This window comes from Chroococcidiopsis cubana SAG 39.79 (assembly GCF_003991895.1).
In the GTDB taxonomy this organism is placed as follows: domain Bacteria; phylum Cyanobacteriota; class Cyanobacteriia; order Cyanobacteriales; family Chroococcidiopsidaceae; genus Chroococcidiopsis; species Chroococcidiopsis thermalis.
Genome location: NZ_RSCK01000142.1, coordinates 1 through 11,501 on the forward strand (window position 1 = coordinate 1; position 11,501 = coordinate 11,501).

11 protein-coding genes and 1 pseudogene are annotated in these 11,501 nt (G+C 47.7%); 5 read left to right on the forward strand and 7 right to left on the reverse strand.

Features of this window, described 5'->3' with window-relative positions; genetic code table 11:
* Positions 1-161 precede the first annotated feature (161 nt).
* Both tgt and DSM107010_RS34690 read right to left on the reverse strand, forming a co-directional pair.
* The gene (gene tgt, locus DSM107010_RS34685) at positions 162-1,265 is read right to left on the reverse strand and encodes a tRNA guanosine(34) transglycosylase Tgt (protein ID WP_127025142.1); all 1,104 of its coding nucleotides are present in this window, start codon (positions 1,263-1,265) and stop codon (positions 162-164) included.
* A gap of 125 nt (positions 1,266-1,390) precedes the next feature.
* Positions 1,391-2,023 (reverse strand): TetR/AcrR family transcriptional regulator, encoded by a 633-nt coding sequence (locus DSM107010_RS34690; protein ID WP_106168810.1) that lies wholly within the window; start codon positions 2,021-2,023, stop codon positions 1,391-1,393.
* Between the two features lie 74 nt (positions 2,024-2,097).
* Here DSM107010_RS34690 and DSM107010_RS34695 point away from each other — a divergent pair, with 74 nt between their 5' ends.
* The 3 genes from DSM107010_RS34695 to DSM107010_RS34705 all read left to right on the forward strand — a co-directional run bounded on the left by DSM107010_RS34695 (position 2,098) and on the right by DSM107010_RS34705 (position 3,624).
* Positions 2,098-2,481, forward strand: a complete 384-nt coding sequence (locus tag DSM107010_RS34695; RefSeq protein WP_106168811.1) for a Rid family detoxifying hydrolase — start codon at positions 2,098-2,100, stop codon at positions 2,479-2,481.
* A 22-nt stretch (positions 2,482-2,503) separates the two neighbouring features.
* Positions 2,504-2,971, forward strand: a complete 468-nt coding sequence (locus DSM107010_RS34700; protein WP_015156180.1) for a cupin domain-containing protein — start codon at positions 2,504-2,506, stop codon at positions 2,969-2,971.
* Positions 2,972-3,072: 101 nt separating this feature from the next.
* Positions 3,073-3,624: a universal stress protein gene (locus DSM107010_RS34705; RefSeq protein WP_015156181.1), complete on the forward strand. Its 552-nt coding sequence runs from the start codon at positions 3,073-3,075 to the stop codon at positions 3,622-3,624.
* Between the two features lie 69 nt (positions 3,625-3,693).
* Here DSM107010_RS34705 and DSM107010_RS39045 read toward each other — a convergent pair whose 3' ends face one another.
* The 3 genes from DSM107010_RS39045 to DSM107010_RS34710 all read right to left on the reverse strand — a co-directional run bounded on the left by DSM107010_RS39045 (position 3,694) and on the right by DSM107010_RS34710 (position 5,044).
* Positions 3,694-3,846 carry a hypothetical protein gene (locus DSM107010_RS39045; protein WP_158631944.1) on the reverse strand — a complete coding sequence of 51 codons (153 nt, stop codon included), beginning with the start codon at positions 3,844-3,846 and terminating at the stop codon, positions 3,694-3,696.
* Entirely contained in the window at positions 3,830-3,991 is a 162-nt protein-coding gene (locus DSM107010_RS39050; RefSeq protein ID WP_015156182.1) for a hypothetical protein, read from the reverse strand. The genes DSM107010_RS39045 and DSM107010_RS39050 overlap by 17 nt, the downstream gene beginning before the upstream one ends.
* 90 nt (positions 3,992-4,081) lie before the next feature.
* Entirely contained in the window at positions 4,082-5,044 is a 963-nt protein-coding gene (locus DSM107010_RS34710) for a WD40/YVTN/BNR-like repeat-containing protein (RefSeq protein ID WP_106168812.1), read from the reverse strand.
* Between the two features lie 397 nt (positions 5,045-5,441).
* Between DSM107010_RS34710 and DSM107010_RS34715 the strand changes: the two genes are divergently transcribed.
* Entirely contained in the window at positions 5,442-5,720 is a 279-nt protein-coding gene (locus DSM107010_RS34715; RefSeq protein ID WP_127025145.1) for a hypothetical protein, read from the forward strand.
* Here DSM107010_RS34715 and katG read toward each other — a convergent pair.
* Positions 5,717-7,903 carry a catalase/peroxidase HPI gene (katG, locus tag DSM107010_RS34720; protein WP_015156185.1) on the reverse strand — a complete coding sequence of 729 codons (2,187 nt, stop codon included), beginning with the start codon at positions 7,901-7,903 and terminating at the stop codon, positions 5,717-5,719. The two genes, DSM107010_RS34715 and katG, sit on opposite strands and share 4 nt — an antisense overlap.
* Positions 7,904-8,171: 268 nt before the next feature.
* The gene (locus DSM107010_RS34725; protein WP_106168813.1) at positions 8,172-8,582 is read right to left on the reverse strand and encodes a site-specific integrase; all 411 of its coding nucleotides are present in this window, start codon (positions 8,580-8,582) and stop codon (positions 8,172-8,174) included.
* A gap of 530 nt (positions 8,583-9,112) precedes the next feature.
* Here DSM107010_RS34725 and DSM107010_RS34730 point away from each other — a divergent pair.
* Positions 9,113-11,422, forward strand: a pseudogene (locus tag DSM107010_RS34730) (cation-translocating P-type ATPase); the annotation flags it as partial.
* Positions 11,423-11,501: the final 79 nt, after the last annotated feature.

Genomic DNA, 11,501 nt, shown 5'->3' on the forward strand with positions numbered 1-11,501 from the left:
CCCACATCAACGTATTTGCCGCTCACAAAGCCAAGTCAGGCTATCTTTGGGCTTAGAAAGTTTTAAAGTCCCATTAGGGGATATTCTTTAAAAATTTAGAAATATATTTAGTGGGGGTGCATAGCTGTGCGCCCCTACCGTTTTATTAACGTGCCGATCTGCTAACTCAACCACTGAGCAAATTCTGTCGTAAAGCGATCGCCAATTATTGCCTCTCGAATCTTTTGGGTAAACCGAACTAATTCTGTAATGTTATGAATGGTCAACAAAGTATAAGCTAAAATTTCTTGCGATCGCACCAAATGAGAAATATACGCCCGCGTGAAATTTTGGCAAGTGTAACAAGGACAAGTTTCATCTAAAGGTTGAAAATCTTCCCGATATTGAGAATTTTTTAAATTCCACCGTTCCCCCTTTACCAAAGCTGCGCCATGACGGGCAAGGCGTGTAGGAATCACGCAGTCAAATAGATCCATACCAGACGCGATCGCTTGTGCCATTTCTTTATACGTGCCTACCCCCATCAAATATCTAGGCTTATCTACTGGTAGCATGGGAGTTGTTGCTTGTACGATCTTGGCAATCAGTTCTGGTGGTTCCCCTACACTCACGCCACCAATCGCATATCCAGGTAAATCTAACCCTGCCAAAGCCTCAGCCGCCGCCGCCCGTAAATCTGGGTAGACTCCCCCTTGGACGATACCAAATAACGCCTGATCGGGGCGCTGGTGGGCGCTAATACAACGTTCTAGCCAGCGGTATGTCCTTTGTGTCGCTGCTTCTACCTCCTCACGACTGGCGGGATAGGGGGGGCATTCATCAAATGCCATAATCACATCAGCACCCAAAGCATTTTGGATTTGGATCGATCGCTCTGGGGTTAAATTAATCATCTGTCCGTCATGAGGCGATCGAAATATTACCCCATCATCGGTAATCTGCCGCATTTCGCTCAAACTGAAAACCTGAAAACCGCCAGAATCAGTCAAGATTGGTTGATTCCAGCGCATGAATTGGTGTAATCCCCCAGCTTTTTCGACAATCCTTTCCCCTGGTTGCAAATGCAAGTGATAGGTATTTGCCAAAACCATCTGCGCCCCTGTTTCCTGAAGTTGTGTGGGAGTGACGGTTTTCACATTTGCCAGCGTCCCTACGGGCATAAAGCGGGGAGTTTCAACCGCACCATGAGGAGTGTGAAAGACACCTGCACGGGCTTTAGTTTGGCTGCAACGAGTGGAAACTTGGAAGGAAAATTGCGTAGTCAATTCAGTTATCAGTAGAGAGTGGTGCGTGGGGTGTTGCAGCGAGCGGCAAAGCGGATAAGCCGATATTAGCTGCGTCGTGGTGCGTGAAAATACTTCTTACCCAATGACAAATGACCAATTACCCATTACCCATTACCATCGACTAATTGAGCAACAATAGGTTTCAATCTTACATCAAAACCTTCGATTCCAAATAACCGCCTTTGGGTAAATGCACCGTCAATTAATAGCAGGAGATGAACGCCTAACTGTTGAGGGTTGTCTACTCCCACTGCTTCAGCTAAAGACACGAGGCGATCGCGAATTGCTATCCTATTAGCTACAGCTAATTGATGCGCCGGATGTTCTAGTTCCGGTAACTCCGATGCTGTCACCAAGAACGGACAACCGTAACATTCGGGTTTTGCCAAATACTTGTCTAACCAGGCAAATAAAGCAATTATCTGCTGTTTCGGCTCGTTTGGGTATCGGGCGATCGCAATTTCAAATAATCGCTTGAAGCTGTTTTGACGTTCCTCTAAATACGCCACCACTAAGTCATCCTTAGAAGGAAAGTAGCGGTATAGCGTCGTTTTGGCAACTCCTGACTGAGCAATAATTATATCTACTCCTACTGCCCGAATTCCTTCGCGGTAGAACAGATCGTCAGCAACTTCTAGAATCTTCTGGCGGGTTGAGGTTTTGCGATCGCTTGACATTGTTTTCTCTTCATCTTGGCATCTCATCAGGGCATAGCATTGGTATCTCCCTATTGACATGATACAGACCTGTCTGTTACATCTTCTAATGGCAGTAACAATACAGACCTGTCTGTTTCTATTAATTGATATCTATGCCTAAACGAGTTGTGTATGCGCCAGATGTAGCAATTCCCGTCAAAGCTTATTCCCAGGCTATCGATGCAGGAAGTTTAGTATTTTGTTCGGGACAACTTGCATACGATGCTAAAAACGATGCAGTATTTTCAGAATCAGCGGCAGAACAAACTGATTATTTAATGCAGAACATTCAAGTGATTTTGGATGCGGCTGGTTTACAGTGGCAAGACGTAGTAAAGACGACTATTTTCTTGACCGATATGAATGATTTTGTATCCGTCAATGAAGTTTATGCCCGCTATTTCGATCTCGATCCTCCAGCGCGATCGACCATTGGTGTAAATGCATTAGCCAAGGGAGCCAAAGTCGAAATAGAAGTTATTGCTAGCAGAACTTAAAGTCTCAAAAGGAGTCAAAAATATGACAGCATTTGACTATAAAACAAAGCATGGTGAAAACTTTACTGTAGCTAATATAGGTAAGTTATCGCAGCTACATCATTTCTCCTTTCAACTACCATCAAGAGTAATTGAAGTTGAAGGCAAGTTATTTATTAAGCAAATTGTAGATTTAACAAGTTGTGAAATCTCCTTCAATAAGCTACCAGCAAAAGCAGCAATTCCTTTCTACCACAAACACAAGCAAAATGAAGAAGTTTATCTCTTCCTTCAAGGTGAAGGTGAATTTCAAATTGATGGTGAGATTTTTCCCATCAGTGAAGGAACAGTAGTACGAGTCGATCCTGATGGCGAGAGAACTCTTAGAAATATTTTAAATGAAGATTTGGTCTATATTGTTATTCAATCTCAGGCTAACAGTTACAAGGGACATACAATTTTGGATGGTGTTGCAATAGATAAAAAAGTGAATTGGGTAAATTCCGTTTAACATCCTCACAACTTCCTCAAAGTTTTTTACTAAGTTTGTAAATGGGTAGAGAACAGTAACCAATTACCAATTACCAACAATACATTTGGAGGTAACTTCATATGTTTCAAAAAATATTAGTAGCGCTCGATACTTCTAGTCTTAATCGCAGCGTTTTTGAGGAAGCACTAGGCTTAGCAAAGGCACTTAATGCTAGCGTCATGCTATTACACGTACTCTCTGCTGAAGAAGAGGGTAGCCCAGATATTTATATGATGTCCCATGCAGACTACTATCAGGGATATGGGATGAGTAGCGAAATCATCCAAATGCAGCGCCAGCGATGGGACGAGTTTGCAAATAAAGGACTGGAAATGCTGCAAAGTTTTACAGATGAAGCAACTGCGGCGGGAGTGAAAACGGAGTTTAGTCAGATAGCTGGTAGTCCTAGCCGTACTGTCTGCGAGTTTGCGCGAAATTGGCAAGCTGACTTAATTATTATGGGTCGTCGGGGTCACTCTGGTTTGAGCGAATTGTTTATGGGTAGTGTCAGCAACTACGTCCTGCATCACGCTCCCTGCTCCGTACTTACGGTACAACATTCAGCGGTGAATCGCGACACAGAAGCAGAACACGTTACACCTGCGATGAGACATTATCGATCGAGTAACTAATTGAAATTTTGCTAACGGCGATCGCTTACAGTTGTATCTACTTTATTTACTTTTTTGGCAAGTCATTTGCTAGAAAATGCATACAGTACCAGAAGAAGCACTGTAGTTACTAGATGAATTGCGGATCGTAACGCGATCGCCATTTCTGACATTTACACCTTGCGATCGGAGAACGGATCGAGACGTGAAGACGCGAAAAGTTCTATCAATCAGCAGGCGCATCACCCGTTTTAGGAACTTCACCTGCTTCTGAAATAGGATCTTCTGGATTTTCACTGTCCTCGACCGCAGGAGATTTCACTTCTACTTCTGGTGCCACTTTTTGTTGAACTTCAGAGGTGACTTTCTCTTGTTTTCGATCTGTCATAACTCCTATCCTCTTAAATTAGAACTGAAGTTCATTCTAAAAAGATTCTCAATATTCATTCCTCTTCCTAAAAGATTGTTTGTGGCTGCGTTATGAAAAATTCAAGCAGTGAATTGGTGGCAGATCTGAGGCGAACTGTTTCCATGTCAAGCCCGCATCCTCTGATAGGAAGATCTGACCTTTACTCGTACCAAAAACAGTTCTATCCTTTAACGCCACAAGGCTTCCCGTATCAATGTTGTGTGAAAACCACTGCGGCAAACCTCGATCGCACTTCTCGAAAGTCCCCGCTCGGTCGAGCGATCGCCGATAAATTGCGGCTTTAGCACCCGATGGACCGCTAGAGGTACTTATCAAGACTGTCTCGCCACAAATAGCAACAGCGCGGGAGTACGTGGAGTGTAGGTTAGCTCGATCCAAGCTCCATGTATCGCCTCTATCTGTACTCGTAGCCAATCCTTCTGCTGTAGCTGCTAGCACGACACCAGGACGATCTGGAACAGTGATGACTTGGTGAACATCCCAGTGCAAATCGATAGTTGGCTGCCACGAACGTCCGCGATCTTGGGAACGCAAGATGCCACCAACGTGTACGTTGGCATAAAGTTCGCCCGATTGTCCTCCTGCCATAGAGCGAACATCTGGTAACCCACCCCAAGGTGTATACCACTCGTCTCGCCCTTGAGCTGTATCAAAACTTTGGATGAATTCAATGCCACCATCTACAATCCAGAAAAGATGAGTATTAGATGTACCGACCAGAACTTTCCCACTCAGTGGCTGAATACAATTCAACTGCAAATCTTGAATACTTGGGGCTACTACTTGCCATTCACCCTCAGAATCGCGATGCCATACCGACTTGCCATCAACCACCGCCCATAGTCCGTTCAGGCTTGGAGCGATCGCAGTGATACTGTGACCTTCCAGTTCCATCCACTGCTGGGATGCTGTAAACCATACCAAACCGGCAGATGTTCCTACTGTTAATGAATGCTCCTGATTTACACCAGTTTCTTTTGACGCTATTTTTTGTTGCACAAATTCAGTCATATCTAGACTCCCTTTCCCGATCTCTCCGGTTGGCTCAGACAAAAGAGAATTGCGGAATTAACTTTCTAAACATATTTCTTTAGTTTCACTCTAGCACCTTCGGTAGTCCTACACAAGTAAGGATGTAAGTCATAGATGAAGAGGTCTTTCAAGGGCTTTGTTGCATGAATAAGAGAAAGTCACGCCTCACCTTTAATGATGCGGTGATTAGCCTTCTACTTTGTAACTAAATGTGCTTTGTCGGACGCTGCCAACTCAATTCTCATCACTATAAACAACGACTCCAAAAAGCTTTCTGTTTGCCGTCCTGCCAGATGAAACAACGATTGAATCGTGCCCCGAAGTAGTAACCGCTGTGTCACTGTAATAGTTAGAGGCTCCCCGTCTCCCAGTATGCTTGCTCGTTGCGCCATTGCTCAATCACTGCCTCACTCATCCAGAAGCTAATACTGCCTCAATGCCCTTCGGACGCACTCAATCTCGCAAGTCTCGCTGCTCCACTGAGGGAATAAAACTGGCAACGTACAAGTCAGGGTCTAAAGCTAGGGCGGCGTTTCAAGACAAGTTGAAACGCCGCCCTCATTATTGTCTCTGGCTTTCACCTGCGCTCAGGATTTCTGCCGATTTGCGTAGCCTCAACCTGCGATCGCCCAATGACCGTGGAAGTTACGCTTAGAAGCGGTCGAGGTTCATCACCTTGTCCCACGCTGCCACAAAGTCATGCACAAACTTCTGCTGCGAATCCTCAGATCCGTAGACTTCCGCGAGGGCGCGTAGCTGAGAGTTTGAGCCGAAGATGAGGTCAACACGGGTAGCAGTCCACTTGAGTTCGCCTGTCTTGCGACTGCTCCCCTCGAACTCATATTCATCTTCAGCGATCGCTTTCCATGTCGTGCCCAGGTCAAGCAGGTTAACGAAGAAGTCATTGGTCAACGTCTCTGGGCGATCGGTGAAGACACCGTGTTTGGACGCTCCAAAGTTCGTACCCAGGACGCGCAAGCCGCCCACGAGAACCGTCATCTCAGGGGCTGACAGGGTCAGCAATTGCGCCCGATCGACTAGCAACTCCTCAAGCGATTCGCTGTGTTTGCCGCTAGAGTAGTTGCGGAACCCGTCCGCGGTTGGCTCAAGCACGGCGAAGGACTCGACATCCGTTTTCTCTTGCGACGCATCCGCACGTCCAGGCTTGAAGGGAACTTTGACCTCATGCCCAGCGTTCTTCGCCGCTTGTTCAACGCCCACGCATCCGCCCAGAACGATCGAGTCAGCGAGCGAAACCCGCTTTCCGCCAGACTGTGAGCTGTTGAATTCTTCTTGGATCGCCTCCAGGGTTTGCAGCACTGTTGCCAGTTGGGTCGGCTGGTTGACTTCCCAATCCTTCTGAGGCGCAAGACGAATGCGCGCTCCGTTCGCTCCACCGCGCTTGTCAGACCCACGGAACGTTGATGCCGATGCCCAGGCAGTCGAAACGAGTTGTGAGACAGACAGTCCCGAAGCAAGAATCTTACCTTTGAGCGCGGCGATGTCCTGCTCATCAATCAATTCATGGGTGACCGCGGGGATGGGATCTTGCCACAAGAACTCTTCCGCTGGCACCTCTGAACCGAGATAGCGCGATCGGGGACCCATATCGCGATGTGTCAGCTTGAACCACGCCTTGGCAAATGCGTCGGCGAACTCATCTGGGTTCTCATGATAACGCCGTGAAATCGGCTCGTAGATGGAGTCCATCTTCATAGCCATGTCCGCCGTGGTCATCATAGGAGCGTGCCGCTTCGACGGATCGTGCGCGTCAGGCACTGTATCCGCGCCAGCACCGTTCTTCGGTTTCCATTGCCACGCACCAGCGGGACTCTTTGTCAGCTCCCAGTCATATTTGAATAGGGTGTCGAGATAGGTGTTGTCCCACTGCGTTGGAGTAGGAGTCCATGCACCTTCAATACCGCTAGTGATCGCATCAACGCCTACACCCGTGTTGAAAGCGCTCTTCCAGCCGAGACCCTGCTCTACAATGCTTGCCCCTCCAGGCTCATGACCTACGTGCGATGATTCGCCCGCACCATGACATTTGCCAAAGGTATGTCCACCGGCAACCAGCGCCACCGTTTCTTCATCGTTCATCGCCATCCGACCAAAGGTTTCGCGAATATCGCGCCCTGAGCCGATCGGATCGGGTTCGCCGCTTGGTCCTTCTGGGTTCACGTAGATCAGACCCATCTGAACGGCAGCGAGGGGATTTAAAAGCACTCGATCGTCGTCGTAACGCTCGCCACCTAGCCAAGCTTTCTCAGAACCCCAGTAGATGTCTTCCTCTGGTGCCCAGATGTCCTCGCGCCCGCCGGCAAAGCCGATCGTCTTGAAGCCCATCGACTCAAGCGCGCAGTTGCCAGCGAAGATCATGAGGTCAGCCCAGGAGATTTTCTTGCCGTATTTCTGCTTGATTGGCCAAAGCAACATGCGCGCCTTGTCGAGGTTAGCATTGTCGGGCCAACTGTTGAGCGGCTCAAACCGCTGGCTACCCGACCCTGCGCCGCCGCGACCGTCACCGATCCGATACGTACCTGCGCTGTGCCACGCCATCCGAATGAAGAGAGGACCATAATGACCGTAGTCGGCTGGCCACCAGTCCTGAGAGGTAGTCATCAGCTCAAAGATATCTGCCCTCACAGCCGCTAAGTCGAGCTTCTTGAATTCCTCAGCGTAGTTGAACGCCTCACTCATGGGATTAGCCTGGGGTGAGTGCTGGTGGAGGATGCTCAGATTCAAATACTTCGGCCACCAGTCTCGGTTCGACGGCATATGACGAGCCGTAAGTTTCTGACCTCCGCCCGTAAACGGGCATCCGCTCTCGCTGCTCATATTATCTCCTGTCTTTGGAAAAACGCTAATCTACAGTTGCAAATTGGAGCTACCGAGAAAGCGATTTAAATTGCCATGAAATAGTCACGAATTTAATCATAATCGGTATGAGTCCGTTTTAGCAGCACCCTTAAACTATTGTAATAAGTGCGCTCGGCTTTGTTGCATAAATAAATTGAGAGCGCCCTTCCCTCTTCTAGAGAGAAATTAGTTTTTTACTTTGTAGCTATTGGGCTTACCCAGTTGAGTTCGATCGGCAGCGCCAACTCTACCGAAAAGAGAATAAATGAGTCGAAGCACCTCTAATCCTCGCTCGCTGGCAAGCAGCTCTGAGGATCGGATCGGCAGCTGCTCTAGTGAGTGGCTTGTTTCCATTGCGTTCTGGAAATAACAGACCAGACGGTGGATCGTCAGCTGCTAAATATCCCTGTAGCTTCGGGTACTCTGGCAGCGTGCGCGTGGCAATCTTGCCCTTGGTAGTACATTTACGCAGCGTCACCACACTAGCTGCTAAATCTTCAGCCGTCAGCGCCAGCACTTCACTAACGCGACAGGCGCAGTAATAAGCGATCGCAAATAGCAGTTTGTCTCTAGGGGTGAGGAAGCCGCGTGTGAATAGGCGTTCTATAGCAGTTCTAAATGATTTGTAAAGTAGGCTTTTAGCCTGCTCCACGTTCATGAATCAAATAGGATTGCTATAGGAAATAGCTAGTAAATTTTGTTAACGGACAAAAATTGTGTTTGCAAGATGCAGAGAGAATCGTCAGAGTCAGAATTTTTGCTCCCGCACTCAACGCTACTTTAAGCTTTTGTTATTTTCTCCCTGCTTGTAGTTTCCATTTCAATAGGAGTGCAGAACGCTTGAATCACGGTAGTTGGTGTAGGTAACGGCATCACGTTACACTTTCGCACTCAGAGGAAGTGCGATCGCACTTTATAACAAATGTAGTTTCTATTAATACCTCGATAGCCAGATAAATTTATCCTTAGTTAAGAGATGAAACAAAACTGCGCTCAGCTTTCACTCAAAATTACCTAAAGTTGAATTATTGGTATTTTTTTGTCACTTTCTCATCATATTTATCTCTAAAACTGAAATAAAAGATGTCATTTATTCTAGTTAGGGTTAGCAATTATGTTGTCCATCATTTGCCTTGTTTGGTCTCTTGCAAAAGCCTTGCACTTTAATTAACGCCATAGAAACAAACAATGACAACCTCTGCAACAGGTAGCCAATTAGAACCTCAATATCACGAACTTGCAGCCCAGGCAGTAGCCCACTCGCTGAATACTAACTCAGATAGGGGCTTAACAGCAGCAGAAGTTAGGAAACGGTTGAACCAGTATGGGGAAAACGAACTCAAGGCTAAACCAGGTAAACCAGCATGGTGGCGCTTTTTATTGCAATTCAACCAGCCGCTACTTTATATCTTATTAATCGCCGGAATCATCAAAGCCTTTTTAGGTTCTTGGACAAATGCGATCGTGATTTGGGGTGTAACGGTAATTAACGCGATTATCGGTTTCGTGCAAGAATCAAAAGCAGAAGGGGCGATCGCCGCTTTAGCGCAAGCCGTCACTACAGAAGCAACTGTATTGCGCGACGGACAAAAGATTCGCCTTCCCTCACGAGAAATCGTACCTGGAGATATCGTCATGCTGGCTTCTGGCGATAAAGTGCCAGCCGATCTGCGCTTGGTAAATAGCCGGAACTTGCAAGTAGACGAATCAGCTCTCACGGGCGAATCTGTCCCAGTGGAAAAGTCAACCGCTCCACTTCAGCCTGACGCTCCTTTAGCAGAACGGCTTAACATGGCATATGCAGGTAGCTTTGTTACCTTCGGACAGGGAAGCGGTATTGTCGTAGCAACAGCAGGCAATACGGAGGTAGGGCGCATTTCCCAAACCATCGAGCAACGGAGTAACCTGAGTACGCCCTTAACTCGCAAGTTTGACAAATTTAGCCGCACGTTACTCTACGTCATTTTAGGGCTGGCGGCGCTCACGTTAGCGGTAGGGTTGGGTCAAGGACAGACCTTTGCCGGAATGTTTGAAGCGGCTGTTGCCTTAGCAGTCAGTGCCATTCCTGAAGGACTACCAGCAGTGGTAACGGTGACGTTGGCAATTGGAGTCAACCGCATGGCACGCCGCCACGCGATTATCCGCAAGCTACCTGCGGTAGAAACTTTAGGCGGTGCAACAGTCATTTGCTCTGATAAAACAGGAACGCTAACCGAAAACCAAATGACAGTGCAAGCGATTTACGCTGGAGGCGATCGCTTTACTGTTAGCGGTACGGGTTACAGTCCAGAAGGGGAGATAAGAGAGCTGAGGGAGATGAGGGAGAGGTTGCCTGTAGCTCTGGAAGAATGTTTAATCGCTGGGTTGTTGTGCAACGACTCTCACTTAGAAGAAAAAAACGATCGCTGGGTAGTCGTGGGCGATCCGACGGAAGGAGCTTTGATTGCAGTTGCTAAGAAAGCAGGGTTGAGTCAGTCCGAATTAGTAGAGTCAATTCCCAGAGTGGATGCAATTGGGTTTGAATCTCAGTTTCAGTACATGGCGACGTTGCATGAACTGGCGAGTGGGGAGTCGGTACGGGTGGGTTTAGAAACCCGCCCGTACGGGAGTGGGGAAGAATCTAAAGTTATTTATGTCAAGGGTTCTGTAGAAGCAATTTTGAGCCGCACTCGGCAAATGCTGGATCGAAACGGCAACTCTATTTCCATCAACCGCGCCGAAGTCGAACAGCAGGTTGAGTTAATGGCAAAGCAGGGATTACGAGTGCTGGCTTTTGCCAAAAAAACAGTAGGGGATAACCAGACTTCTGTAGACCATAACGATATCGAATCCGATCTGGTTTTTATCGGCTTGCAGGGAATGATCGATCCACCACGCGCTGAAGCGATCGCCGCAGTACGCAACTGTCAGTCGGCAGGAATTGACGTGAAGATGATTACGGGCAACCACATTACCACAGCGAAAGCGATCGCCCTCCGCATGGGTTTGCAAAAAGATGGTAGGGTGGAGGCATTTGAAGGGCAGCAACTCGCCCAAATGGACGATCGCGAATTGGCGCAGGCGGTGGAAGAAGGTGTAGTTTTTGCCAGAGTCGCCCCAGCCCAAAAATTGCGGTTGGTAGAAGCATTACAAGCCAAAGGCGAAATTGTTGCCATGACGGGAGACGGGGTAAATGATGCCCCAGCCCTCAGACAAGCCGATATTGGCGTAGCGATGGGTGGTGCGGGAACGGATGTTGCTAGGGAAGCCGCCGATATGCTGCTGACGGATGATAACTTTGCTTCGATTGAAGCCGCAGTAGAGGAAGGACGGACGGTCTATCAAAATTTACGCAAGGCGATCGCGTTTATCCTCCCTGTCAACGGTGGCGAGTCGATGACGATTTTAATTAGTGCTTTACTCGCCAGAGATCTACCAATTCTGTCTCTCCAAGTCTTATGGTTGAATATGGTCAACTCAGTGGCGATGACAGTGCCGCTTGCATTTGAACCCAAATCGGTAGTCCTAAACAAGTAAGGATGTAAGTATAGAAGAGAGGTTTTTCAACTTCTAATCATGCTAGCAACCACTCTCGCTT